Annotated in this window: 23 protein-coding genes; 12 read left to right on the top strand and 11 right to left on the bottom strand. The window is 69.7% G+C overall.

What is annotated here, in order from left to right:
• Positions 1-2 precede the first annotated feature (2 nt).
• From ACIBO1_RS25270 to ACIBO1_RS25260, 3 genes are all read left to right on the top strand, one after another.
• Entirely contained in the window at positions 3-1,985 is a 1,983-nt protein-coding gene (locus ACIBO1_RS25270; RefSeq protein WP_396750660.1) for a class I SAM-dependent DNA methyltransferase, read from the top strand.
• Between the two features lie 40 nt (positions 1,986-2,025).
• The gene (locus ACIBO1_RS25265) at positions 2,026-3,684 is read left to right on the top strand and encodes a protein kinase (protein ID WP_396750658.1); all 1,659 of its coding nucleotides are present in this window, start codon (positions 2,026-2,028) and stop codon (positions 3,682-3,684) included.
• A 78-nt stretch (positions 3,685-3,762) separates the two neighbouring features.
• Entirely contained in the window at positions 3,763-5,340 is a 1,578-nt protein-coding gene (locus ACIBO1_RS25260) for a protein kinase (RefSeq protein ID WP_396750656.1), read from the top strand.
• Positions 5,341-5,404: 64 nt separating this feature from the next.
• Here ACIBO1_RS25260 and ACIBO1_RS25255 read toward each other — a convergent pair whose 3' ends face one another.
• Both ACIBO1_RS25255 and ACIBO1_RS25250 read right to left on the bottom strand, forming a co-directional pair.
• Positions 5,405-5,614 (bottom strand): DUF397 domain-containing protein, encoded by a 210-nt coding sequence (locus ACIBO1_RS25255; RefSeq protein ID WP_396750654.1) that lies wholly within the window; start codon positions 5,612-5,614, stop codon positions 5,405-5,407.
• Positions 5,607-6,497 (bottom strand): helix-turn-helix domain-containing protein, encoded by an 891-nt coding sequence (locus ACIBO1_RS25250; protein WP_396750652.1) that lies wholly within the window; start codon positions 6,495-6,497, stop codon positions 5,607-5,609. Before ACIBO1_RS25250 ends, ACIBO1_RS25255 begins: the two co-directional genes overlap by 8 nt.
• Before the next feature lie 227 nt (positions 6,498-6,724).
• Between ACIBO1_RS25250 and ACIBO1_RS25245 the strand changes: the two genes are divergently transcribed.
• From ACIBO1_RS25245 to ACIBO1_RS25235, 3 genes are read left to right on the top strand one after another with little or no spacing between them, the layout of a single operon-like run.
• Positions 6,725-6,979, top strand: coding sequence for a DivIVA domain-containing protein (locus tag ACIBO1_RS25245; RefSeq protein ID WP_396750650.1), 255 nt, complete (start codon positions 6,725-6,727; stop codon positions 6,977-6,979).
• A gap of 57 nt (positions 6,980-7,036) precedes the next feature.
• Positions 7,037-7,531 (top strand): hypothetical protein, encoded by a 495-nt coding sequence (locus ACIBO1_RS25240; protein ID WP_396750648.1) that lies wholly within the window; start codon positions 7,037-7,039, stop codon positions 7,529-7,531.
• Positions 7,528-7,965 carry a hypothetical protein gene (locus tag ACIBO1_RS25235; RefSeq protein WP_396750646.1) on the top strand — a complete coding sequence of 146 codons (438 nt, stop codon included), beginning with the start codon at positions 7,528-7,530 and terminating at the stop codon, positions 7,963-7,965. Before ACIBO1_RS25240 ends, ACIBO1_RS25235 begins: the two co-directional genes overlap by 4 nt.
• Here the strand turns inward: ACIBO1_RS25235 and ACIBO1_RS25230 are convergent.
• From ACIBO1_RS25230 to ACIBO1_RS25220, 3 genes are all read right to left on the bottom strand, one after another.
• Positions 7,929-8,615 (bottom strand): hypothetical protein, encoded by a 687-nt coding sequence (locus ACIBO1_RS25230; protein WP_396750644.1) that lies wholly within the window; start codon positions 8,613-8,615, stop codon positions 7,929-7,931. The genes ACIBO1_RS25235 and ACIBO1_RS25230 overlap by 37 nt on opposite strands.
• A 41-nt stretch (positions 8,616-8,656) precedes the next feature.
• The gene (locus ACIBO1_RS25225) at positions 8,657-9,481 is read right to left on the bottom strand and encodes a hypothetical protein (RefSeq protein ID WP_396750642.1); all 825 of its coding nucleotides are present in this window, start codon (positions 9,479-9,481) and stop codon (positions 8,657-8,659) included.
• A 99-nt stretch (positions 9,482-9,580) separates the two neighbouring features.
• Positions 9,581-11,863 carry a hypothetical protein gene (locus ACIBO1_RS25220; protein ID WP_396750640.1) on the bottom strand — a complete coding sequence of 761 codons (2,283 nt, stop codon included), beginning with the start codon at positions 11,861-11,863 and terminating at the stop codon, positions 9,581-9,583.
• A 246-nt stretch (positions 11,864-12,109) separates the two neighbouring features.
• Between ACIBO1_RS25220 and ACIBO1_RS25215 the strand changes: the two genes are divergently transcribed.
• Both ACIBO1_RS25215 and ACIBO1_RS25210 read left to right on the top strand, forming a co-directional pair.
• Positions 12,110-14,284 carry a UvrD-helicase domain-containing protein gene (locus tag ACIBO1_RS25215; protein WP_396750638.1) on the top strand — a complete coding sequence of 725 codons (2,175 nt, stop codon included), beginning with the start codon at positions 12,110-12,112 and terminating at the stop codon, positions 14,282-14,284.
• Positions 14,285-14,866: 582 nt separating this feature from the next.
• A complete protein-coding gene (locus tag ACIBO1_RS25210; RefSeq protein WP_396750636.1) occupies positions 14,867-15,244 on the top strand; it encodes a hypothetical protein in 378 nt (125 codons plus the stop codon).
• 34 nt (positions 15,245-15,278) lie between these two features.
• On the opposite strand, the gene ACIBO1_RS25205 is transcribed toward ACIBO1_RS25210, so the two are convergent.
• Positions 15,279-15,950, bottom strand: a complete 672-nt coding sequence (locus ACIBO1_RS25205) for a TMEM175 family protein (protein ID WP_396750634.1) — start codon at positions 15,948-15,950, stop codon at positions 15,279-15,281.
• Between the two features lie 186 nt (positions 15,951-16,136).
• Between ACIBO1_RS25205 and ACIBO1_RS25200 the strand changes: the two genes are divergently transcribed.
• The 3 genes from ACIBO1_RS25200 to ACIBO1_RS25190 all read left to right on the top strand — a co-directional run bounded on the left by ACIBO1_RS25200 (position 16,137) and on the right by ACIBO1_RS25190 (position 19,356).
• A complete protein-coding gene (locus tag ACIBO1_RS25200; protein WP_396750632.1) occupies positions 16,137-17,753 on the top strand; it encodes a flavin monoamine oxidase family protein in 1,617 nt (538 codons plus the stop codon).
• A 182-nt stretch (positions 17,754-17,935) separates the two neighbouring features.
• A complete protein-coding gene (locus tag ACIBO1_RS25195) occupies positions 17,936-19,051 on the top strand; it encodes a WD40/YVTN/BNR-like repeat-containing protein (RefSeq protein ID WP_396750630.1) in 1,116 nt (371 codons plus the stop codon).
• Positions 19,048-19,356: a MoaD/ThiS family protein gene (locus tag ACIBO1_RS25190; RefSeq protein WP_396750628.1), complete on the top strand. Its 309-nt coding sequence runs from the start codon at positions 19,048-19,050 to the stop codon at positions 19,354-19,356. Before ACIBO1_RS25195 ends, ACIBO1_RS25190 begins: the two co-directional genes overlap by 4 nt.
• Before the next feature lie 33 nt (positions 19,357-19,389).
• Here the strand turns inward: ACIBO1_RS25190 and ACIBO1_RS25185 are convergent, their stop codons facing one another.
• Genes ACIBO1_RS25185 through ACIBO1_RS25170 form a run of 4 tightly spaced genes read right to left on the bottom strand, consistent with a single transcriptional unit; the run spans position 19,390 to position 22,647 of the window.
• Entirely contained in the window at positions 19,390-20,016 is a 627-nt protein-coding gene (locus ACIBO1_RS25185; RefSeq protein ID WP_350694505.1) for a response regulator transcription factor, read from the bottom strand.
• Complete coding sequence (locus ACIBO1_RS25180; protein ID WP_396750625.1) at positions 20,013-21,215, bottom strand: sensor histidine kinase; 1,203 nt, start codon at positions 21,213-21,215, stop codon at positions 20,013-20,015. Before ACIBO1_RS25180 ends, ACIBO1_RS25185 begins: the two co-directional genes overlap by 4 nt.
• A gap of 11 nt (positions 21,216-21,226) precedes the next feature.
• Positions 21,227-21,670, bottom strand: a complete 444-nt coding sequence (locus tag ACIBO1_RS25175; protein WP_396750623.1) for an ABA4-like family protein — start codon at positions 21,668-21,670, stop codon at positions 21,227-21,229.
• Positions 21,667-22,647, bottom strand: a complete 981-nt coding sequence (locus ACIBO1_RS25170) for a hypothetical protein (protein WP_396750621.1) — start codon at positions 22,645-22,647, stop codon at positions 21,667-21,669. Before ACIBO1_RS25170 ends, ACIBO1_RS25175 begins: the two co-directional genes overlap by 4 nt.
• Before the next feature lie 170 nt (positions 22,648-22,817).
• On the opposite strand from ACIBO1_RS25170, the gene ACIBO1_RS25165 reads away from it, so the two are divergent.
• Entirely contained in the window at positions 22,818-23,828 is a 1,011-nt protein-coding gene (locus ACIBO1_RS25165; protein WP_396750619.1) for a CehA/McbA family metallohydrolase, read from the top strand.
• Positions 23,829-23,850: 22 nt separating this feature from the next.
• Here the strand turns inward: ACIBO1_RS25165 and ACIBO1_RS25160 are convergent, their stop codons facing one another.
• Entirely contained in the window at positions 23,851-24,051 is a 201-nt protein-coding gene (locus ACIBO1_RS25160; RefSeq protein WP_396750617.1) for a DUF4926 domain-containing protein, read from the bottom strand.
• Between the last annotated feature and the right edge of the window lies 1 nt (position 24,052).

Genomic DNA, 24,052 nt, shown 5'->3' with positions numbered 1-24,052 from the left:
ACGTGGGACCGCACACCGCCGCAGCCGGCCGGGCGACCGCCGCCACCGGCGACATCGCTCGCCTGGCGAACGTCGGTCGGGCGGCCGTCAGCAACTGGCGCCGCCGCTTCGCCGACTTCCCTGCCCCGGTGGGCGGCAGTTCGGCCAGCCCGCAGTACGCCCTGGCGGAGGTGCAGGCGTGGTTTGCCCGCCACGGCAGACCGTTCGTGCTGCGCCCGGTGGACACCGTCTGGCAGTCGTTGCGGGGCGCCACCGGTGACCTGCTGATCGGTGATCGCATCGGCTACCTCGGTGCCGTCCTGGCGCTGCTCGACCGAGATCCCAAGCGCTGGCAGCGCCTCGCTGAGCAGCCCGACGCGGATCTGATCACTGAGCTGCCCGCCGCACTGCGCGACGCCCTGCCGGAGATCGACCATCTGATCACCGACGAGCCGAACGGCGACGAGGTGGTCATTGCCCGGCTCACCGTCGAAGCGGCCGAGCAGGACGGCCACCTGCCGGTCTTCGACTTCCTCTGCCAGCGCTACCGGGAAGTTCACTCGCGACGGCAGAGCGTCACCCCGCCGGATCATGCGCGACTCATGGTCGAGCTTGCCGACGTGGCAGGCGCCCGGGTGCTGGACCCGGCGTGCGGTATCGGCGAGCTGCTGACCGCCGCGAGCCGAGCCGGCGCCGTCGAGGTGTCCGGGCAGGAACTCAGCGTCACCGACGCCCGCCTGGCCGCCGTGCGGCTGCTGCTGGCTGGAGTTTCCGCCCGGGTGGTGGCCGGTGATTCGCTACGCCGTGCGGCCTACCCACCTGGGCGGCCCGACGTCGTGCTGTGCGACCCGCCCTTCGGCGAGCGGTCGTCGGGACACGACGATGTCGTTGACGAGAGCCGCTGGGAGTACGGCCTGCCGCCGCGCGGGGAACCAGAACTGGCCTGGGTGCAGCACTGCCTCGCCCAGGTACGGCCCGGTGGCCGAGTCGCGATCCTGATGCCGCCCGGCTCCGCCAGCAGGCGTGCCGGTCGGCGGGTACGGGCGAACCTGCTGCGCGCCGGTGCGCTGCGCGCGGTGGTCAGCCTGCCTGCGTCCACGCTTACCGCTGCCGCCCCCAACCTGTGGTTACTTCAGCGGCCCCACCGGGAGCGGCCACCCGCACACTTGCTCGTGGTCGATGCCAGCACCGACTCTTCGCGGGCCACACAGGCGTGGGCCGCGTTTGACGCCAAACCGGCCGGCGGGCTACCGGCAGGCAGCCGTGCTGTGCCGATCATCGACCTGCTCGACGACGAGGTTGACCTCAGCCCCGGCCGGCACCTGGTTGCCAGCAGCCCGCCGACTGACTACCCGCCCGCGGTCGAGCGGCTGCGGAGTGCCGTTGCCAACCTTCTGCCACTGTTGCCCGATCTCACCGTCGATGGGGCGGCCGACGATATCGTCACGGTCACCATTGCCGAGCTGCTGCGTACCGGCGCGCTGCTCATCCGGCAGGCACCGCAGCGGCTGACCACGGACGGCGAGGGCGGACACCCCGTGCTGACCGCCCGGGACGTACGGCTCGCCCAACCCGCCTCAGGCCGAGCGGACCGGCTCGACGACGCGGTCACCATCGAGGTCGGGGATGTGGTGACACCGCTGGCACCGCGCAGACCGGCCGTGCGGGTGGTCAGCGAGCCCGGGGCGCTGCTCGGGCCCCGGCTCTACCTGCTACGGGTCGACGCGGACCGGCTCGATCCCTGGTTCCTCGCCGGCTTCCTGCGGATCGCGCAGCGGGCTGTCACCTCCGACGGCGTCTCGCCGGCCCTGCGGTGGGACATCCGTCGGACCCGGGTACCCCGCCTGTCACTGACCGAGCAGCGGGCCCACGGCGAGGCGTTCCAGCGGCTCACGGCGTTCGAAGCGGGGCTGCGGGAGCTGCGCGCACTGGGGGAGGACCTGGTCGAGCAGGGCCTGCGTGGCCTGGCCGGCGGCGACCTCCGGCCGGCACTACACCATGACTGACCGCGATGCGCGGGAACCGACGACGGGAGGAGCGGTCGGGATGGCAACAATTGTCAACGGCCGGTACGAGCTGGAGGAACTACCCGTCGGCCGGGGCGGGATGGGTGAGGTGTACCTCGGCCGGGACATCAAGCTCGACCGAGAGATAGCCGTCAAGTTCATCCGCTTCCCCGACGGGCAACCCGACCAGGACTACGTCCGACGCTTCGTCCGCGAATCACGGATCACCGCCCGCCTGGAACACCCCGGCGTGCCCGCCGTGTACGACGTCGGCACCCACGAGGGCCGTCCGTACCTGGTGATGCAGCGCATCCGTGGCATCAGCCTCGCCGACCTGGTGGCGGAGCAGGGCCCGCTGCCCGTGGGCTGGGCGACCCTGATCGCCGCGCAGGTCTGTGCGGTGCTGGCCGTCGCGCATCGGGCGTCGTTGGTGCACCGGGACCTGAAACCCAGCAACCTGATGCTCGAATCCGACGGCGGCGTCAAGGTGCTGGATTTCGGCCTTGCCGTGGCACCCGACCGGCCCGACTTCTCGAAGATCACGATTACCGGTCAGGTGCTCGGCACCCCTGCCTACATGGCACCGGAGCAGATCCAGGCCAACATCAGCGGCCCCGCGACGGACCTCTACGCGCTCGGCTGCACCCTGCACGAGATGCTCACCGGTGAGCAACTGTTCGCCGGTTCGACCTCGTACGACGTGATGAGCAAGCAGGTCTCCCACGCGCCGGTGCCCGTTCGCGGCGTACGCGACGACGTCCCCGCCGAGTTGGAGCGACTCATCCTGGACCTGCTGGAGAAGAAGCCCGAGGACCGGCCCGCCGACGCGTCCACCGTCTATCGCCGCCTGATACCCCTGGCCAACCCACTGGGCCCGTGGCCGGGCGTGCTGCGCCCACCATCCGAGCCCAGCCCGACCCGCATGTACGCGGCCATGCTCAGCCGAATCTTCGGCGGCACCGCCGGGGCCGAGCCGGACAGCCGCGCTCAGCCGCCGTTGCCGTCGTACCGGCCGGACCGGGTGGCTGCGGCACGGGCCGACCGGCCGGACACGCTGGCAGCGGTCGCACTTCCCGAGGCGCGGCAGGCTGATAGCCGCGAGCCACGGCGCGATGGCCGTCCGCAGGCACCGCGTGCTGGCCGGCCCGAGGTGCGGCGGGCGCGTGACGGGGCCCGCCGGCTGGCTGCCCAGGCCCGCTACCGCCAGGCCGCAGATGTGCTCGCAGCCGCCACCGATTCCGCCATCGCCGCGTACGGTGCCACGGACCCGGACGTGGTGGACCTGCGGTTCGATCTGGCCAGCGCGTTGTTCGACGGCGGTGACTACCGGTCGGCGGCTCCGGTCTTCGGGGACCTCGCGGCGGAACTCGCCGGCCGTGGTGAGAACGAACTCGTGCTGCGGTGCCGGTTGAAAGAGGCGACCTGCCAGGCGTTGACCGGGCAGACCGGGCAGGCGCTGCGCCAGCTCGACGAGCTGCTGGAGGAGCACCGCCGGACGTTCGGCGAGGACGACCCCCGCACGATGGAACTACGCCGGCAGATCGGTCTGCTGCAACTCGGCTCCGGCCAGCCGGACGCCGCCGAGCAGACACTCGGCCAGCTGCTCGCCGACCTGACCCGGCTGCACGGCCCGAGACACACTGCCGTCCGGGAGACCTCCGACCTGCTCACCGGCCTGCGGCGGTCGAGAACGCGGTAACCTGCCGCCCACCGGACACAGTGGATGCACACTCGGTTAGCCTCTCGGTACTGATCGACGTGGCTGACTGGAGAGAATGTGGCGCGAAGAGCACTGGTCAATGGCCGCTACGAACTCGGGGAACGCCCGTCCGGCCAGGGTGGGATGGGCGAGGTCTGGTTCGGGCGCGACATCAGGCTCGACCGGCCGATCGCCGTCAAGTTCGTGCGGCTACCGCCGGACGAACCGGACGACTATGTCCGACGCTTCGTCCGGGAGTCGCGGATCACCGCCCGCCTGGAGCACCCCGGCGTACCCGCCGTCTACGACGTGGGCACCCACGACCGGCGGCCGTACCTGGTGATGCAGCGCATCCACGGGACCAGTCTCAAGGCCCTCCTGGCCGACCACGGGCCCCTGCCGGTCGGTTGGGTGGCGGCGGTCGCCGCTCAGGTCTGCGCCGTGCTGTCGGCGGCGCACCGGGCCTCGCTGGTGCACCGGGACCTCAAACCGAGCAACCTGATGATGGAGCTGGACGGCACGGTGAAGGTGCTCGACTTCGGGCTGGCAGTCGCGCCGACCATCCCGGACTTCTCCACCATCACGCGGGCCGGACACCTACTCGGGACCCCGGCGTACATGGCCCCCGAACGGATCGAGGCCAACATCAGCGGGCCGGCCTGCGACATCTACGCGCTGGGCTGCACCATCCACGAACTGCTTACCGGTAGCCAGACCTTCACTGGGCCGACCATCTTCGACATCATGACCAAGCAGGTACGGGAGGAACCGGTGCCCGCCCGCGCGGTCCGCAGCGACGTGCCGGCGCCGTTGGAGGCGCTCGTGCTCGAGATGCTGCGGAAGAAGCCGGAGCAGCGTCCCGCCGACGCCGACATCGTCTACGAACGCCTGCTGCCCTTCGCCAACGACCTGGGGCCGATCGTCGGAGCGACGAACCCACCCGCCGAACCGAGCGCGGTACATCTCTACGCCCGGGTGGTGAGCCGCATCTTCGCCACGGTCCGCGGCCCGGCCCCACAGCCCCACCGCCGCGATCCGGCACCCGCCGCGCCCACACCGGCGATGACCACGCCCACCCTGGCCGTGACGCGGCCGGACCTGAGGCGGACGCGCAGCGAGGCCGCCGAACTGGTCCGCCAGTCGCGGTACGACCAAGCGGCCGAACTGCTCACCCGGGTGGCCACCGCAGCGGCCGACACTCTGGGCCCCCGCGACGACGACGTGCTCACGCTGCGTTTCGAGCAGGCCGACGCCATCTTCGAGGAGGGCGACTACCATCGCGCCGCGAGCACCTACGGAAGCCTTGTCGACGACGTCACCATCCGGCACGGCGCACTTTCGGAGGCGGCCCTGACCTGTCGGCTGAGACTGGCCACCTGTCACGCGCTGGTCGGCCAGACCCGCCGAGCGCTCGACAGCATGATCGACCTGGTCCACGACAACACCGCGGTCTTCGGGGCGACCGATTCCAGGACAGTGCAGATCCGTCGTCAGGTCGGGCTGCTGCATCTGGGTACGGGCGACCGGGATGCCGCCGCCCGCACCCTCGAAGAGTTGTCGCGCGACCTGGCCCGCGCCCATGGCCCGGATGACGCCACCGCTACCGAGATCATCGACCTGATGCAGACTCTCCGCCTGCCGCGAGGGCGTTGCTGAGCGTGGCGCTCCTTCGCATTCGTGGGGGTTGGTCGGCAGGTCCCCAGAACCTGGGTCCTCGACGTCAGGAGTGCGTCCGGGCGTCGGTTTCCGCATTGGCCTGGACGAAGGCGGTCCAGGCCATGGGGGAGAAGGTGAGTGCGGGCCCGGCCGGATCTTTGGAGTCGCGTACGGCGACGAGGTCGGGAAGGTTGGCGGCGACCTCGACGCAGTTGCCGCCGTTGCCACCGCTGCGGGTGCTCTTGCGCCAGACAGCGCCGGTCAGGTCAGTCATGCCGCATCTCCCCGATGATCCTCTTGATCATGTCCATAGATTGTGCTTCATCAAGAGCCAACTGCTCTAGGCTGCGCCACACGCCATGATAGGCCGCCAGCTCGTTGGGCTTGTCGAGGTAGAGCGCTCCGGTAAGCGACTCACTGTAGGCCACGGAGGGCTCTGGCACGGCTCTACCGCCGTTGGTCGCAGGAAAATCGAGTATCACGAATGAACCGGCCACCGCGCCCGAATATGCCCCGGCGACGAAGGGCAGCACCCGGATGCCGACATTCGGCCGCTCGGCGGTTGAGAGCAGGTGTGTGAGCTGTTCGGCCATCACGTTGCGGTTGCCGACAGTGCGGTGTAGCACCGCTTCCGACAGTACGGCGTCCAAACGGGGTGGCTGCGGGTGTCGACGGGTCAGCAACCCCTGCCGTTGCAGTCGCACCTCGACCGAGCGCTCGCGGTCTGCGTCGCTAATCGACGGCTGGTCAAGACGGGCTAGGCCGAGGGCGTACTGCCGTGTTTGCAGGAGACCCGGGATCAGCGCCTCTTCGTACTGGCGGAGGTGAGCAGCGGCGGACTCCAGGCCGACGTACAGCTCGAACCAGCTCGGCACCGCGTCGCCGTAGGCGTGCCACCAGCCCTTGGACTTGGTCTCGGTGGCCAGGCCGCGCATCGCCTCGGTCATCTCCGGCGACACCCCGTACAGCTCGCACATCGCCTTGACGTCGAGCACCCGGACCGAGCCCATGCCGCATTCGAGACGCCAGATCTTCTGTCGGCTGTATTCCAGGGCTTCGGCGGCGGCGTCGAGCGTCACCCCCGCCTCGTTGCGGAACTGGCGTAGCAGCCGACCGAGCTGTCGGCGCGGCACGGTCGATCCGATGTCTTCGGGCATGGGCGCACTCCTTCGTTCCAGCTCGCAACGCTGCGTCACCTTCCTCTGTAACACCTAGCGGTTACAGGGGAGAGAGTCAATGCATATGCGCGAAATCTGCTTCTGGAACGTTGCGGATCCAGTGCGGACTGTCGCAGCATGACTACAGCGCGGCGGTCGGCCGATTCCCCCCGGGCGGCCGCCGCGTTTCGATCGCATCCCTTTCGTCCAGCCTGGAAGGCAGCGATATGACGACCTACCGCTCCGCCGCGTACTCCGGCTTGCTGCCCTGGCAGGTACGCGGACGTCGCTTCCGCCGGGTCTGGCCAGGCCGTCGTGGCCTGGCACCCGACGAGGTGTACGCGTTCCTCGACCGGGTCGCCGGCGACCTGGCCGCCGTTCAGCAGGCGCTTGCCGAGAGTCGCCGGGAGACCGCCCGGATCAAGACCGCCATGCGTGACTGGCAGTCCGCGCAGGCCCGAGCTCGGGGCTACGACCGGTGATTCGCCGCAGCGTAAGCAAAGCGGCAGGTGCCTTTGTCGACAGACCAGGGAGGGGCAATGGGTAGGCGGTGGAAGTGGTTCCTGCGGCCGGGGCCGGTTGCGCTGGACCTGACCGGGCAGGCGGCGCCGGACGGGGATGTGCCGGGGCGGTTTCGGCGGGTGTCGGTGGAGCATGTGGTACCGGAGCTGCGGGTGACCTCGCGCTGCGACGGCGCGGAGGTCTACGAGCGGCCCGAGGAGCGTCCGACGGGGGCGCGGAACCAGGGGGAGGGGCGCTACGGCGACGGCCTGGCCGGGCGGCAGAACCGGGGTAGGTTCCCGACGCCGGCCTACGCTGGGCCGCCGGCCGAGCCCGATCGGGCGGAGCCGGGCGATGAGATCACCTCGGATCAGCTTGAGCGGGCGAGTCGGCTGACGAACCAGCACTGGCGGCGGCCCGCCGAGGATCCGCGTACCCGGAAATGCCCGGACTGTCGCGCGGACGGCACGTGTCCCCGGGCGGCCTGGGCCGAGGCGACCATCACGCGCTTTCTGCGGACGTACCTGCGGTGAGCGCCTTCGACCTGTCGCCCGCGCAGATCCGCAACCGGCTGATCCTGCGGGCACGACAGGCGGCACTGACTGCCCGAGTCGGGTTGCCGTGCGACAAGGAGTGCCCGATCGGGGCGGCCGTGGTCCGCGTACCAGTGGTCCCGCAGGTCTGCGTCGCACCCGGCGACGTGGTCCGGCTGGGCAAGGCCGACTACCGGTATCCAGCCGGTCCGCTGCGGCTGCGGATCGTCCGGGTCAGGCTGGACGTCAGCCAGTGGTACGACGGGCAGTGGGTGTGGCTCGAAGGCGTCGAGATCGGGCCGGACGGTCAGGACGGCATGTGGCGGCCGGTGCTGGCCCGAGTCGCCGCGCTGCCATCGCTGACCGCGTCGGGCTGCGGCACCTCACCGCCCTGCGTTCACGACCATCCCGACGGGGGTGGGCCGAATGCGTGACGAGCGGCCTTCACCGCCAGGGAGGCCATGGCGGCGTTGGCGGCGCCACCGATCACCGCGCCGATCCCGAACGGTGCCACTCGACCGAGGACGACGATGCCCTGCTTGGTGCCGAACTTCGTGACGAAGTGTCTGCCCAGGATCTTGTTGATCTGGCGCAACGTCTCGGCAGGCACCTTGGCGACGACCTGACGTCCCCAGTGTTGCCCCGTACGCTCAGCGACCTTGGTGATGGTGGCGGAGCCGCTTCCGCCGAGCATGATCCCCAACACGATCGTCCGGCGGCGTTCCACCTCGTCGATGGGGATGCCGTGGACCTCGGCGATAGAGAGCGCGAAGAGTGCGCTCAGCTCAAGAGACGAGAAGACCTCGCCTGCCGACAGTGCCAGTGCGACCCCCGTGCCGACGCCGGGCGCGGCCGCAGTTCCTCCGACTGCCGCGCCTGTCCCGGTCAGGGCACTGACGTACATCCGCTCCAGACTGCGGATCACCTGCGCCGGTGTCGCCTCTGGATTCCGCTGGCGGGCACGGGCGATGTTCTTGCGCACCAGTGGGCCCTGGATGTCGATGGCCTTGTCCAGAAGGTCGAGTACTCGCTGCCCAGGTGCGGCCGCTGCCGGGACTGGCCCGTCGAAGGCATCTGTTGCCATGCCTGGAACTCCTTACGAGAGGTGATTGAGCGGCGGGCGGTCTATCGGCGGAGCAGGACGGCGAACTGCTTGCGGAGCAGCGCGAGGTCAATTGGATGACCGGCCATTCTGGTGCAGAGTTCCCTCAACGGCCAGGTCTGGAGGTGGCCGAAGCGCACGGCGTAGATTGCCACGGCATCCAGCCGGAAGGCATCCGAATAGTCCAGCAGCACGTAACCCAGCAGTTGGTCCAGGTCGGCGCGGGACAGCGCCGCCGCCCGGGTGCCGTCCGAGCGAGGCCGACCGCCCTGGCTTGCCTTGAAGTCCATCAGCATTCCGCCGACGATCAGGTCGGCGTCGGCGTTGAGGTCCGCGCTGCCTTCGAAGGTGGACCCACTGACTACCTGCCCCGGCGGCAGCGCCGGTAGCAGTCGCTTCACCGCGAGGTCGCGCATGGCGACCAGGTCGGCGACCTCGTCGGCATTGGCCAGCGCCAGCAGCTGCGCTGCCCCGTCGGCGGGGTTGAGGCGCATCAGCCGGGAGCCGTCAACTCGGGGTGCCCGGTACAACTCCGCCAGCAGGGCAAGCGCGTATGACACCCGGGCCCACCACTCGTCGTCTCGGTGGGCGAATCGGGCTGGCTCCACCGAGGCCAGCTGGCGCGTGCGGTAATCGATCACGCCCAGCTCGCCCAGGAGTTCACCACCAGCCCGGATGCAGGGTGCCCGACCTGAGCGCAACCCAGCTGCTGCCAGGCCGACCGACGGGGCCGGGTCGACCAGGAACCGTAGCCACCAGTCGATCGCCGCACCCTGCGTGCCCAGCGCCACCGCAGGGCTGGGCAGCACCTGTGCAACTCCCGCAACTTGCCGGTACTCGGCCTGCACCTTCCCGTGGTGCGGGAAGGTCGACCGGAGCCATCGGGCCACGGGACTGTTCGCGTCCTTCACCTCAGCCGTCAATGCGGGCATGCAGAACCTCGGTTCTCACTTGCTGTAGCGGCGGATCAGGTCGAGGAAGTTGCGAAGCCTGCCGACATCCGCTGGTCGCACCGGGTCGGGGTTGAAGTGCATGACGTTGTTGCGGACCTTGCGTAGCCGGTCAAGGCGTTTGACGAAGGTCTTTCGGTCAAGTGGCCAACCGAGTTGCTTCCAGCAGTCCGGGTTGTCGAGCACTGCTTGGTACTGCCCGATCGACATGGAATCGAAGGACTTGAAGGAGGAGCCTGCCGCCGAACACGCCTGCTTGACGGTCTCCTCATCAAACATGTTCTGTAGGAGCTGGCGCAACTCCTGGTCGATCTCGCCGATCAGGAAGAACGGTGTTGCTGTTTCGTCGTACTTGCGTACCACGTCGGCTGCGGTGACGATGCCGCTGATCTTCCGCTGGTCGTCTCGGACAAAGATGAAGCCGTTCTTCTGAAGTGTCTCCAGCACGTCCAGCAGGCGCACGTCGTAATCGAAGACTCGGGCAGCCGCGCGCCGATCGATCGCCTCACTGAACGTGGCATTGGCATCGCGGTGCTTCGCCGCAGCGATCGACTCCCAGCTCACGGCGCCATGGAGGGTATACGGGTTGGCCAGCACCGCGATCTGGGAAAAGTCGTCGACCTGCATCGCCGTGATGGCTTCTTCGAACGAGGCCGTGGGAGACACCCAGGTCAGCGACATGTCGTCCGGCAGCATGTTGCCCAGCGTCAGTCCGACATCGACGCTTTCCTCGTCGCTGCTGGACTGCAAGGGATCAGAGATGTCACCCCCGTCCTTGGTGCCAGCTTCGTCCCCCTCAGGTTGCAAAATGATCCGGATCGTCTTGTCCAAGCTGACGGTACGGAAGTCGGGAGCGGTGGTCAGGCCGTGGTTCGCGAGGTCCGCGTCGATCTGCGCGCTGGCGGTCCGGTCGCGGTCCTCCAAGCCCCAGTACTTGATGAATTCGCGGACGGTCAGGTTGCGTGGCTTGCCGGCGTCGGCTTCTGACCGGGCCTCTTCGAGCACCGTGAAGCGGCGGCGTACCGCCTCTGCTTCTTCATCGGGCTGCTCCTCGTCGGCTGATACCTCGTCGGCCACGTCCTTGAGTAGCTTGGCCCGCAACTGGTGCAAGGTCTCCCCTCCGGGCTGGACCCGCCAGACCGCCCAACCCGGCACTGCGACGAGCCCGGCGGACTCCGCCGCGGCACGAGACGGGGTAGGGAACTCTCGGCCGTCCGGCAGGCGGAGCTGTCCCCGCTCCGTAACCGTTGCCTGGTAGGGCGTTTCGCCGATCCGTTGCTGAAAGGTCAGCTCTGCGCCAGCGCTGAGCAGTCCAGCCTCAAGCAGGTCGGTAATGCGGACCCGGCGGCCGTTGATCAGAAGTTCCCGACGCCTCCGGGAGGAAGAACCGTTCGACATCCTTGCGCTTCCGTTCTGCCGTACGTGTAAGGGACCTGCTCCTCGCGACCGGTTGGTACGCGGCTCGTCGGGGCTGTCGCTCCCATCCATGCGAGGCACGAGAGCCGGCTCGACACCGAGGGCGTCGCTGGCGACTGAAAGGCCACGTTCCCGGGCGCTGAATTTGCTCAGCTCACCGGCGCTCCACTTCCAGCCAAGGACGGACAGTTCGTTCGCCGCACGGCCGAGGATGGTGTCCTCGTATCCGCCGACAACCCGAACAGACACCTGGTCGGCGTACTGATGGACACGAGGTGCCAGATACATCAGCTTGGCCTGCCGACCCGACGGACGATCGGATCGGTCGTATCCCGGTGGCGCTGCAGTCAGCTCGCCACGGCGCCAGGCGTCGACCATCTCGGCGATCGCTGGATAGTCGGTCACGACCGTCACCCGGTATCGCCGGAGAAGCCGGTGCAGCGCCCAGAACAGCGCCCTCGCCTCGGCCGCCAACTCGCCATCGCCGTCAAAGCGCCGCTGTGTGGTTGTCGCGCCAAAACCGTAGTGGCCGTCGTCGGCCAGATAACCCCAGCCACGGGGGTGCTCGTGCCCGGTCGGATGTAACTGGTAGCAACCGACGACTGCGACTTCGATGGGACTACCCTCAGCGGTGACAAGCGGTTGGAGTTGCTCCTCCTGGATCCACCTGTCGCGTCGCACCAGTTCCATGGCGCCGTTCTTGATCTCCTGGCGGGTGGCTGCACGAAGCGGCTCAGGGCGCTCGCAAATGCGCCGGGCCTTGAGGGTGCGCCACGGTTCCGGGTGGACCCAGGTGCTACCAGACTGGACGCAGATCACGCCGCACTGCCGACAGATGTGTTGACTGTTGGTTGCGTCCGTCACGGAATATTCGCCCGTCCCCTTGATTTCAGGTCGCCGCAGCCTAGACGACTACTCCTGGCGGAAGGTGTCGTGAATCCGACTCATTATTCTTCCGCTCGTGCTGAAAAGCCGTTGCTGGAACGGGGCGGAAGAGCGACTACGGGGTTGCCTGGCCGGACCAAGCTCGGCTCCGTCGTGGGAGCAGCCCGACGGATCGCCGGTAGGGTCGCATCCACCGCCGTAATCGATCATCAGGCAGGAGGCTCCGTGCCGCAGCTCGCCCTCGCCAACAGTTTCTGGCAGAGCTACGACGTCCTGGAGAAGCCGGTCAAGGCCGGCGTCCGCAAGGCGATGGAGAAGTTCCAGCAGCTCACCGTCGCCGAGTTGTACGCCGACAAGGGACTGCACCTGGAGTCGGTCAACAACGCCCGTGACCCACGGATGCGAACCATCCGGATCACCGACTTCTGGCGCGGGGTGGTCCTCGCGCCGGACGACGGCAGCGACACGTTCCTCCTGCTCAACGTCGTGCCGCACGACGACGCGTACGGCTGGGCCGCGAAGCGGCTCTACACGGTCAACAGCGCGACCCGTGCTCTGGAGGTCCGTAACGTCGTCGCCATCGAGCAGCTCACCCCGGCGCTGGAGAAGGCCGCCGCGCAGGCACCGAGCCTGTTGTTTGCCAAGCATTCCGACACCGTGCTGCGCGACCTCGGCATCGACGACCAGGTGTTGCGTGCGGTCCGCACGATCGTGGACAAGTCGCAGTTGGAGGCGTTCGGGACGCTGTTGCCGGAGGATCAGTTCGAGGTGTTGCAGTACCTCGCCGAGGGGTTCAGCCCGGACGAGGTCTACCGCGACCTGGTGACCGCGCGTCGACCGGTCGACGCGACGCCGGACCCGAGCGAGAGCCTGGAAATCGCGATCGCCAACACGACCAGCCGGATCACCCTGGTGACCCGGCCCGACGAACTGGCCGAGATCCTCGACAAGCCGTTCGCTGCCTGGCGGGTGTTCCTGCATCCGTCGCAGCGGCGGGTCGCCTACCGGGTGACGTACACCGGTCCGGCTCAGGTGACCGGTGGGCCGGGCACCGGGAAGACGGTGGCCGCGCTGCACCGGGTCAAGCACCTGCTCTCTCGTACGCCGCACAGTCGGGTGCTGCTCACCACGTACGCCAACGCTTTGGCCGCCAGCCTGCGGGAGAACCTGGCGCTGCTTCTCGGCGACGAGGAGCAGCTGGCGCGGGTGGAGGTGACCACGGTGGACGCCGTCGCCAACCGCACTGTGCGGGCCCTCGCCGGCCGGGTGCCGACGCCGATCGGTGACATCGACGAGCGGCAGACCTGGCGGCGGGTGTGCCGGAAGCTGACGCTGCCCTGGACCGAGCAGTTCCTGGCCCAGGAATATCGGCATGTCATTCTCGCCCACGACGTGCAGACGCGAGAGGCATACCGTGTCGCCAGCCGGCGCGGCCGGGGCGCCGGGCTGGCTACGCGGCAGCGTGACCGGGTGTGGGACGCCGTTGAGATGTTCACCGCTGAACTGTCGGCCGCCAGCACCGCCACCCACCTGCAGATCTGCGCGCAGGCGGCCAAGCTGCTCGGCGACGCCGACCTGGTTGAGCACGGGTACGACCACGTCGTGGTCGACGAGGCGCAGGACCTGCATCCCGCGCAGTGGCGGGTGCTGCGGGCAGCCGTGCCGCCCGGCCCCGACGACCTGTTCATCACCGGCGACCCGCACCAGCGGATCTACGACTCGCGGGTGTCACTCAGCGCGCTCGGTATCTCGGTCACCGGCCGTAGCAGCCGATTGCGGATCAACTACCGCAGCACCGAGGAGATTCTTACCTGGTCTACGAGGGTCCTCGTCGGGGCGCAGGTCGAGGACTTCGGTGGCGAGGGCGAGGACAGCCTGACCGGCTACCGGTCGCTGCTGCACGGCAAGCGACCTACCGCGCAGGGGCACACCTCGTCGCAGGCCGAGATCGCTGCGGTGGTCAAGCGGGTGGGGGAGTGGCTGGCGCAGGGCGTGGGACCGAGCGAGATCGCTGTCTGCTCGCGCTTCAACACGACGTTGAGCAGTGTGCAGGACGAGCTGACCGGTGCCGGCATTCCGTCGGTCCGGGTACGGGACCAGCCGGGTGCCGACATCGACGGGATACGGCTCGCCACCATGCACGCGATGAAGGGCCTGGAGTTCCGGTGTGTCGCGATAGTCGGTGTCACGGCGAAGGCGGTGCCCTTCGCAAAGGAGGTCACGCCGCCCGAGGTGGATTCCATCCAGCACGGAAGTGATCTGCTCCGGGAACGCTGTCTGCTCTTTGTTGCCAGTACCCGGGCCCGAGAAGCTCTGCACGTCTCATGGAGCGGTCCGCCCAGTCCGTTCCTGTCCGACGTCGGTGCCGCGCGTTCGGAGCGCACCATCGAGCACACGTAAGGAACGTACGCCCTGGAGGACGGCGCGGTTGGTGGCGTCGCTGACACAACCGGACGACTCGCCGTCTCAATTGGCCATTGTGCTGAGGCAGCGGCGGTCGTCTTGCCGCTAACGTGCGCAGCACGGGAGGTGGTGCGAGTGCGACGCTGGGTTGCCCGCTTCGAGGGGGCGCATCTCGTTCTCCGGCGTCGACGTCTGCTGCCCTGGCCGAAGGCGGACCTCCGGCGGATACCGCTGACTGCGGTCCTCGATGTCGGGTCGCTCACTGCGGCCGACCACGCAAGGCGCCGCGCACAACTCTCTCTGCAGGACCCGGCGTCGCCGCACCTCACCGAGGTCGTCCCGGTGAGGTTCACGCCGCAGCAGTGGGAACATGCCGGTTGGTTCGTGCGGCAACGGCAAGCGGTCCAGGCAAGAGGCCCGCAACCCAGGATGAAGGCATCGCCGTCGGACGGTATGTCCCGCACGGCTGTCGATGTTCCGCCTCAGTCGCGGCGACAGTCTCGGCTGACAGCCGGGTTGCGAGCCCACCTGACAGCCACACCGGTCTCCCCGGCACAGTCGTCCAGACCAGCTACCCCGGTGATTCGGGCCGGCGACGGCAAGCGGCCGGTGTGGCTGTGGCTCCAGGACGGGAAGATCCACGCCTCCCTCGCACCTACTGGCAACGGCTCGCCGCGCAGCCTGAGCTCCGCCGATGTCGCCCAACTCCTGCTCGCTGACCCGTCCAGGGCGATGCCAGCGATGCGTACGCTGACCGGCGTCGCCGACGACCAGCAGGCGCTCGCTGCCGTGCGGAGTTGGCGGTCCTCGGATCGCGCCGTCGTCAACCTGAGCGCCGCTGACCTCGCCGGTCGGCGGGTCATCGAGGCACCGCAGAAACCGGGCCGTAGCAACCCGGACGGCAGCGTGCGGACCGTCTCCGGTGGCCTTCCGAGTCTGAACAAGCGCCGCAGGTGAGAAACGGCCCTGAGATGCTGGTGGCTGGTGTCGACTACTCGCGGTCTCCGGTCGAGGGTGCTCTGGTGAGTCGGGCGGCGATGGCCTGCGCCAAGGGTAGGCCGATGAGCACCAGTAGGCCGGCGGTCGGCGAAACGAGTGCGGTCAGGGTGGCGGCGGCGAAGGTCACGCTGAGCGCGACCGGCGCGGCCAGGGTCCGGGCGCTCGACTGACTCTTCGGGGCGCGCAGGTGGGGGTGGCGGTCGACCCACCATGCCTGGGTCAGCGCGAGAAGGCTGATGAGCAGCATGTTGCTGAGGTAGAGGACCGCCGAGTCGGTGCGCAGGTGTGTCTCGACGAAGAGTCGTGCGGTGGGGAACGGCAGGAAGACCACCGCCATTAGCCATGCCGTGTTGAGCAGGACGAGGGGCTCGTCGTAGTCGACGAGTTGTTCGTAGAGGTGCCGGTGGGTTCGCCAGAACAGCGCGATGACCAGGAACGACACCGCGAAGGAGAGGATGTCTCCGAGGTGCGCGGCGAACAGTTCGGCCACCGACTGCCGAGCCGTGCTCGCGTCGGCGAAGTTGACCAGGGGGAGTGCCAGCAGGGTCAGCGCGATCGCTACGGCCCCGTCGGTGAAGGCGGCGGTGCGCTGGAGGGTGCGCTGACGCCGTTCCCGGAGGTCGGGAACCTGCCGTGGGTCGGCGCAGCCGGCGTCCTCGTTCATGCCCTGATTGTTGCGAATCGGACACCCTTCGGTGTCGTGCTTCCTCGCCTTGCCGGTGGCGGGAGCGCGGACACGCTTGGTGTGCGCAAGAGCGCGGTGACCGGTCGGGCGGGTGTTACCAATGGGCTACGTCGATGAAACACGCCGCTGAGATCGTCGTCCATCGATCTGGCGAGGGAGGCGGCAATGACGACACCCACCACGCGACGGCAGTTCCTCCAGGCGGTCGGAGTCTCCGGCGGCGCCGGGGTGCTCTACGGGACGATGGGCGCGCTCGGGTTGGCACCCGCCGCGCAGGCGGCGCCGCCGTTCCGGGCCCCGAACCGGTCGGACTTCACGCTGACCGGCCGGTCCGCGAAGTCCGTCGTCGTGCTCGGCGCCGGCATCGCCGGACTGACGACGGCGTACGAGTTGGGCAAGGCCGGTTACCGGGTGACCGTGCTGGAGGCGCGCAGCCGCCCGGGTGGGCGTAACTGGACGGTTCGCGGTGGCACCAGCGAGACCGACCTGGACGGGCACACCCAGCGCGCCCGGTTCACCGGCGGGCAGTACATGAACGCCGGTCCGGCGCGGATCGCCCAGCACATGGTGACCATGGACTACTGCCGGGAACTGGGCGTGCCGGTCGAGATCTTCGGCAACCAGAACGCCGACGGCTACTACTACAACGAGGACGTCGGCCCGCTCTCCGGCACGCCGATCCGGCACCGTGAGGCGAAGGCGGACGTCTACGGCTACGTCTCCGAGCTGCTGGCCAAGGCCACCGACCAGGGCGCGCTCGACGGGCAGCTCACCGCCGACGACAAGGAACGGCTGTTGGAGTTCCTGCGCGGGTTCGGCGCGATCGGCGGCCGGGTGGCGGGAAATCCGGCGGCGAGTTGGCGGTACGCGGGCACCAACCGCCGGGGCTACCTGGTGGAGCCGGGCGCGGGCAACGAGACGGGTACGCCGAAACTGACCCCGCACTCCCTGCCGGACGTGCTGGCCAGCGGCGTCGGACGGTACTTCTCCTTCGAGTTCGGCTACGACCAGGCGATGCTGATGTTCCAACCGGTCGGCGGGATGGACCGCATCGCGTACGCCCTGGAGGAGGCGGTGGGGCGCGGCCGGATCACCTACGGCGCCCAGGTGCGGTCGATCTCGAACACCGGCTCCGGTGTCTCGGTCGTCCACGCCGGACCCGGCGGTCGGGTGCGGACCGTCACCGCGGACTTCTGCGTCTGCACGATTCCACCGCCGGTGCTGGCGCGGATCCCGTCGAACCTGTCCCCGCCGGTGCGGGACGCCCTCGGCTACGCGGTGCCGACCGCCACCGGCAAGATCGGGTTGCAGTACCGGCGGCGCTGGTGGGAGCAGGACGAGAACATCTACGCCGGCATCACCAACACCAACCTGGACCTGTCCGCGATCTGGTACCCGTCCTACGGCTACCACGGCGCGAAGGGCCTGGTCATCGGCTACTACAACTTCGGCGCCAACGCCCAGTCGTACGCGGCCCTGCCGCCCGCCGAGCGGGAGGCCCGTGCCGTCGCCCAGGGCGTGAAGATCCACGGCGAGGCGTACCGCAGCGAGGTGGAGACGTCGTTCTCAGTGGCCTGGGAGCGGACCCGCTACAGCGAGGGCGGCTGGATGTCCTGGCCATCGCGGACCAGCGGCGGGCACTACGGGCGCCTGCTGGAGCCGGACGGTCGGGTCTACTTCGCCGGTGACCACCTCAGCCACTACATCGCCTGGCAGGCCGGTGCCTTCGAGTCGGCCCGCAAGGTGGTGTCCGACCTGCACACCCGCGTGATGTCGAGCTGAGCTGCCCGACCCCTGCTCGTCAGCCCGCCGGGCGGATCCTGTCGTACCCGGCGAGTATGACCGTCAGTGAACGGTACCGGCGCGGCAATCGGGGTTCATCGGACACGACAGGAGAATGGCGACATGGCCACACGACAACGAACAACACACCAGGTCGGTACGGCGCGCCGGGGAGAGCCGCGATGACCGGCGTACGGGTGCTGGTCGGCACCCGCAAGGGCGCGTTCGTGCTCACCTCGGACGGTCGACGCGCCGACTGGACGGTCGACGGGCCGCACTTCGGCGGTTGGGAGATCTTCCACCTCACCGGTTCCCCGGCCGACCCGGACCGGCTCTACGCCTCGCAGTCCGGCGGTTGGTTCGGGCAGTTGATCCAGCGTTCCGACGACGGCGGCAGGACGTGGGCCACCGTCGGCAACGACTTCGCGTACACCGGCGAGGTCGGCGAGCACCTCTGGTACGACGGCACTCCGCGCCCGTGGGAGTTCAAGCGGATCTGGCACCTGGAGCCGTCCCGCGACGACCCCGACACGGTGTACGCCGGTGCCGAGGATGCCGCCCTCTACGTCTCCGGCGACGGCGGCCAGAAGTGGACCGAGCTGACCGCGTTGCGGACCCACCGGACCGGCCCGTCGTGGCAGCCGGGTGCGGGTGGCCTGTGCCTGCACACGATCATCCTGGACCCGGTGCACCCGGGTCGGATCTACACCGCCATCTCGGCGGCGGGCGCGTTTCGCAGCGACGACTCGGGCGCGAGCTGGCTGCCGATCAACAAGGGCCTGCGGTCGGGGGAGATCCCCGACACCGACGCCGAGGTGGGCCACTGCGTGCACCACATCACCCAGCACCCGTCGCGGCCGGACACGCTGTTCATGCAGAAGCACTGGGACGTGATGCGCAGCGACGACGCCGGTGCGAACTGGCGTGAGATCAGCGGCGACCTGCCGTCGGACTTCGGATTCCCGATCGCGGTGCACGCGCACGAGCCGGAGACGATCTACGTCGTACCGATCAAGAGCGACTCCGAGCACTACCCGCCGGAGGGGCGGTTGCGGGTCTACCGCAGTCGCACCGGCGGCGACGAGTGGGAGCCGCTGACCGACGGGCTGCCGCAGTCCCACTGCTACGTCAACGTCCTGCGGGACGCGATGGCGGTCGACACGCTCGACGAGTGCGGCATCTATGTCGGCACCACCGGCGGGCAGGTCTACCACTCGGCGAACGGCGGCGACACCTGGGCGCCGATCGTCCGGGACCTGCCCCCGGTGCTCTCCGTGGAAGTCCAGGTGTTGCCGTGATCCGGGTCGTCCTCCCGGCCCACCTGAAGACCCTTGCCAAGGTCACCGGCGAGGTACGCCTGGAGGTGGCCGGTCCGGACGGCGGGCCGGCCACCCAGCGCCTGGTGCTGGACGCGTTGGAGGCGCGCTACCCGATGCTGCTCGGCACCATCCGGGATCGGCACAGCGGCAAACGTCGCGCCTTCGTCCGCTTCTACGCCTGCGAGGAGGACCTCTCCCACTCCCCACCCGACGCACCGCTGCCCGAGGCGGTACTCACCGGCGCGGAGCCGTACATCGTCCTGGGCGCGATGGCCGGGGGATAGCCGCCCTCCGCGATGGCCGGGGGACAGCCGGGCTCACAGCCCTCGGGCGAACAGCGCCAGCCGGACCCGGTTGGGGCTGCCGGTCTTGGTCATCAGGCTGGTGATGTGGGTCTTCACCGTGGTCACACCGATGTGCAGGCGCTCGCCGATCTCCGCGTTGGACAGTCCCTCCGCGACCAGGTCCAGCACGTCCTGCTCCCGAGTGGTCAGGCCGTCGACGGGTGCCGGTGTCTCGGCGCGGGCGTGCACCGCCCGGGTCACCAGGCGTCGCAGCACGTCCTGGCTGAACGGGCTGTCGCCGACGGCGGCCCGCCGGACGCCGTCCAGCAGTTCGGTGGGCGGTGCGTCCTTGAGCAGGAAACCGCAGGCACCGGCGGTGAGTGCCGGATAGAGGTGGTCGTCGTCGCCGAACGTCGTCAGCACCAGCACCCGGGTGGCGGGCCGGTCGGCCAGGATGCGGCTGGTCGCGGTGATCCCGTCGACCCCCGGCATGCGCAGGTCCATCACCACCACGTCGGGCACCAGCCGCGCGGCCATCGTGATCGCCTCGCGGCCGTTGTCGGCCTCACCGACCACCTCGATGTCGGGCTGCGCGTCGCAGAGCATACGCAACCCGGCGCGGATCAGATGCTGGTCGTCCACCAGCAGCACACGGATCATGACGCCTCCCTCGCCTGCGGCACGTCACGGTCCGGCGTGGCGGGCAGGATCGTCCGGACCCGCCAGCCGCTGCCGGTCGGTCCGACCTCCAGGTGGCCACCGAGGACCTCGACCCGTTCCCGCATCCCGGTGATGCCGTGGCCGCCGCCCGTCGGCACCACGGCCGGCACCGCACCGCGCCCGTTGTCCGTCACCTCCAGGTGCACCGCCCCGTCGACCACGGTGACGCTCAACCGGGCCAGCGCGGCGGCACCGGCGTGCTTGGCGACGTTGGTCAGCGACTCCTGGGTCAGGCGCAGCACCGCCAGACCCCGGACCGCGTCGAGTGACGCGACCGCCGGGTCGACCTCCGCCTCCACCGTCACCCCGGCCTGACGGGCCCGGTCCACCGCCGCGCCGATGGCCGCCGGGACCGCCGACGGTTCGATCGCGGTGAGTGCCGCGTCGCCGCGTACGCCGTCCGGGTCGCGCAGCACCGCGACCAGTCGGCGCAGGTCGGCCAGGGCGGCGCTGCCGGTGCCGTGCACGTCGTCGAAGACCTCGTCCACCCGTGGATCCAGGTCGGTCAGCACGTGCCGGGCCACCCCGACCCGCAGCACCATCGACGCCACGTGGTGCGCGACGACGTCGTGCAGCTCCCGCGCGATGGCGCTGCGCTCGTCGGCCCGGGCGGCGCGGCTCTCCGACTCGCGCCGTCGCTGCTCCTCCTCGGCGCGTTGCTGCGCCTGCCGGCCCAGCTCCTGCGTGGTCCGGATGACCAGGCCCAGCAGCACCGGCACGCCGACGTCCACCACCAGCCCGGACGCCGCGGCCAGAAGCCACTCGACCGGTTCGCCCCGTACGCCGGTCAGGTCGACCAGGGCCAGCAGGCCGGCGCCCCACCAGACCGTGCGGGTCCGGCGCGCCCGCACGGTCAGCTCCAGCAACGCCCACCCGGCGCCCACCTGGTTGATCATCACGTCGCCGATGACGTGGATCGCGACCGCCAGCAGCGCCACCTGCACCAGCAGGTTGCCCACCAGCCGGCGGAACAGCAGCAGCCCGGCGGTGAACGCGGCCACCGCGAGGACCAACTGCCCGGTGGTGGGCGTACCGGCGTGTAGCCCACCGAAGGAGAGGTAGAAGACGCCCGCGATGATGACCAGGGCCATCCGCACGCGGGCGTCCCGCGCGTCGAACAAGCGTCCCAGCCATCCCACGGTGACCAAGCCTAGGCCCTGCCGTCCGACGGCGAGATCGGCCGTGTCCAGCGGGTACGCACCGCCAGATAGACGGCCAGCCCGATCGGCCCGAGCAGGATCGTCGACACCAGCACCGGCGCCATGACCAGTGCGGGCATCCGCCGCTCCCGGCTGTCCCGCCACGCCCATGCCCCGACGAACAGGTCGAACGCGATCATGTGCGCCCAGGCCGCCGCCGCACCGTCGTCGGTGCCCAGCAGGTCGCGGATGCCGTCCAGGGTCGGCGAGGCCACCGCCGGCAGCACGTCGCCCAGCGCGGGGAGCACCAGCACCGTGTAGATCACCAGCACCGGTGCCACGATCAGCGGCGAGGCGATGATCCGGCTGGTCATGTGCCAGCGCGGCAGCAGGATCATCAGCACCCAGAAGGGCGCGGCCAGCGCGAACGTCAGCGTGAACAGGGCGCCGGTCACACCGTCACCTCGACCCGCGCGGTGTCGGTCTGCTCCGGGCCGCCGTCGACGGGCGCGTCCACCGGTTCGGGTCGACGTCGCCGCGCGAGCACCGCACCGACGGCCACCACGGTCGCGACCAGCAGCGCCGCGGCGGCGCCCAGGGTCAGCGCGTCCGGATCCAGCAGCGGCTGTCCGCGCAGCGCCTGCCAGGCCAGCAGCAGCGTCCCCACGCCGTACGCCGCACCGGCGACCACCAGCAGCCGCACCTGGTCACGCTGATCCAGCCGTTCATCGCGGAACCGGCCCAGCAGCAGCGCCAGGACCGGCAGCACCTGCAACGCGTGCATGCCCACGAAGTGCGGGATCCGCAGGTCCCCACCAGTGGTGCTCCAGCCCAGGATCGGCAGCCCGGGGCCGCCGTCCGGCACGCCGACGCTGTGCGCCCCGACGATCCCGGCGACATCCGATTCCGCGCCGTTCATCGTCATCGGGACCGCGGTCAGCATGCCGAGCAGCGTCAGACCCAGACCCAGCCCCACCGCGTACCGGCCGACCCGGTCGGGGATCGGTCGCCGCAGCACCGCCACACCGATGACTATGTGCGCGACCATCAGCACGTTGATCGCTATCCCCATCGCCTGCCAGAGGGCGGCGTTCAGCGGGCTGCTCACGTTGAAGTGGCTGGTGGTGCCGCGCAGCACCTGCCCGACGATGATCGTCATCTCCACCACCCCCATGGCGACGATGACGGTGCCGGCCCATTCCGCGACCCGGCTGCGCCGGGGCAACAGGGTGAGCATCCAGGCCAGGGTGGCGCCGTACAGCATCAACGAGACGGAGAACTTCAACGGCTTGAGCCAGATCGGCGCGCCGGTCAGGACCCGGGGATCGGCGAAGACACCGACGGCGCAGACGACGGCGAGGACGGCCATCGCCGAGACGAAGACCAACAGGGGACGGTGCCAGGGTGCCCGCAGGGGCAGCGCGGAAGTCATGTCCTGATGCTGTTCGGGCGGCGACCCGGAAGCGCCCGACCAGCGGCCCCACCTGCGGCCGTCGGTCCGAGCGGCGTCTCCTACCCAGGTCGGAGGTGGCTCCCGTACCTCGGGCCTCGGACCGGGGGAGTGCCCCCTGGCGTGGACGCGATCCGCGTACGCTGCCGGGCATGGTCACCCGACCGGACGCCGCACCCCGGTTTCCGGCCGCTCGGGCGACGGGCCGTGGCCCTGCCTGGTACCGGGGAGACTGTCACCTGCACTCGACGCTCTCCCAGGGCGCGGATTTGAGCGTGCCGCAGCTCGCGACGGCGGCCCGTGCGCTCGGGCTGGACTTCGTCGCCACCACCGAACACGACACGGTCCGTGGCCACGCGCAGTGGGCCCCACCCCACTCCGGCGACGACCTGCTGGTGATCCTCGGGCAGGAGGTCACCACCCGCACCGGCCACTGGCTGGCCCTCGGTCTCCCACCGGAGCAACACGTCGACTCCGGCTACGGCATCCGCGACGACACCATCGAGCGCCACCTGCACCGGGTACGCCGCACCGGCGGACTGTGCGTGCTGGCCCACCCGTACGCGCCGTACCCCTCGGGGACGTCGGCCTACCCGTACCGCTGGTTCGACGCGGTGGAGGTGTGGAACGGCCGCTGGGCCTCCGACCTGCCGTGGAACGCCGACAACGAGGCCGCCCTGGCCGAGTGGGGACGCATCCTGGCCCACGACGTCCACCGGAGACGCTGGCGCCCGGCGGTCGGCAACAGCGACACCCACCTCGCCGACCAGCTCGGCACACCGCACACCGTCGTGTTCGCGCAGGATCTGAGCACCGAGGCGATCCTCGCCGGCCTCCGCCAGGGCCGCAGCTGGCTCGCCGAGTCGACACGCGTCCATCTCAAGGTCGAGGCGTCGACCGCCGACCGCGTCGCCGCCGTCGGCGAACGCCTCCCCACCGGCGGTGAGCAGGTCACGGTACGCGTCCAGGTGTCCGGCGTACCCTCCGGTGTCGTCACCCTGCACACCGAACGCGGCACCGTGCACCGTGCGGCGCTGTCTGCCGACGGAACGGGAACGATCCAGTGGCACACCACGGCGGACGAGGCCGGCTACGTCCGCGTCGAGGTCCGCCACCCCACCCGCCAGATGGCCGCCCTCACCAACCCCATCATCCTGACCTGAGGCGCCTCCTCAGCGTCAGCAGTCAGGACGGGGCGTGGAGCTGACGGATCTGATCGGCGGTGAGGGTCACCATGCTGACCGTGCGCCCGTCCGAGTCGGCGAACTCCACCTCGTACGCGACCGGGACGTGATCGAAGACGTGCACGATCGTGCCGACCGCCCCCGGTGCCAGGTTTTCGTCCGGGATGGCCTCTCTCAGCTCGACCACGTCGTACAGGTCCAAC

This window comes from Micromonospora sp. NPDC049903 (assembly GCF_044460945.1).
In the GTDB taxonomy this organism is placed as follows: Bacteria; Actinomycetota; Actinomycetes; order Mycobacteriales; family Micromonosporaceae; genus Micromonospora.
Note: the sequence above shows the minus strand (reverse complement) of the source record. Positions and strands in the feature narration are given on the sequence as shown.

What these genes read in the sequence shown, in the direction of transcription:
- ACIBO1_RS25265 (WP_396750658.1), top strand. Translation starts at nt 2,026, where the DNA reads ATGGCAACAATTGTCAACGGCCGGTACGAGCTGGAGGAACTACCCGTC.
- ACIBO1_RS25255 (WP_396750654.1), bottom strand. Translation starts at nt 5,614, where the DNA reads ATGACTGACCTGACCGGCGCTGTCTGGCGCAAGAGCACCCGCAGCGGT.
- ACIBO1_RS25250 (WP_396750652.1), bottom strand. Translation starts at nt 6,497, where the DNA reads ATGCCCGAAGACATCGGATCGACCGTGCCGCGCCGACAGCTCGGTCGG.
- ACIBO1_RS25245 (WP_396750650.1), top strand. Translation starts at nt 6,725, where the DNA reads ATGACGACCTACCGCTCCGCCGCGTACTCCGGCTTGCTGCCCTGGCAG.
- ACIBO1_RS25240 (WP_396750648.1), top strand. Translation starts at nt 7,037, where the DNA reads ATGGGTAGGCGGTGGAAGTGGTTCCTGCGGCCGGGGCCGGTTGCGCTG.
- ACIBO1_RS25230 (WP_396750644.1), bottom strand. Translation starts at nt 8,615, where the DNA reads ATGGCAACAGATGCCTTCGACGGGCCAGTCCCGGCAGCGGCCGCACCT.
- ACIBO1_RS25205 (WP_396750634.1), bottom strand. Translation starts at nt 15,950, where the DNA reads ATGAACGAGGACGCCGGCTGCGCCGACCCACGGCAGGTTCCCGACCTC.
- ACIBO1_RS25200 (WP_396750632.1), top strand. Translation starts at nt 16,137, where the DNA reads ATGACGACACCCACCACGCGACGGCAGTTCCTCCAGGCGGTCGGAGTC.
- ACIBO1_RS25195 (WP_396750630.1), top strand. Translation starts at nt 17,936, where the DNA reads ATGACCGGCGTACGGGTGCTGGTCGGCACCCGCAAGGGCGCGTTCGTG.
- ACIBO1_RS25185 (WP_350694505.1), bottom strand. Translation starts at nt 20,016, where the DNA reads ATGATCCGTGTGCTGCTGGTGGACGACCAGCATCTGATCCGCGCCGGG.
- ACIBO1_RS25170 (WP_396750621.1), bottom strand. Translation starts at nt 22,647, where the DNA reads ATGACTTCCGCGCTGCCCCTGCGGGCACCCTGGCACCGTCCCCTGTTG.
- ACIBO1_RS25165 (WP_396750619.1), top strand. Translation starts at nt 22,818, where the DNA reads ATGGTCACCCGACCGGACGCCGCACCCCGGTTTCCGGCCGCTCGGGCG.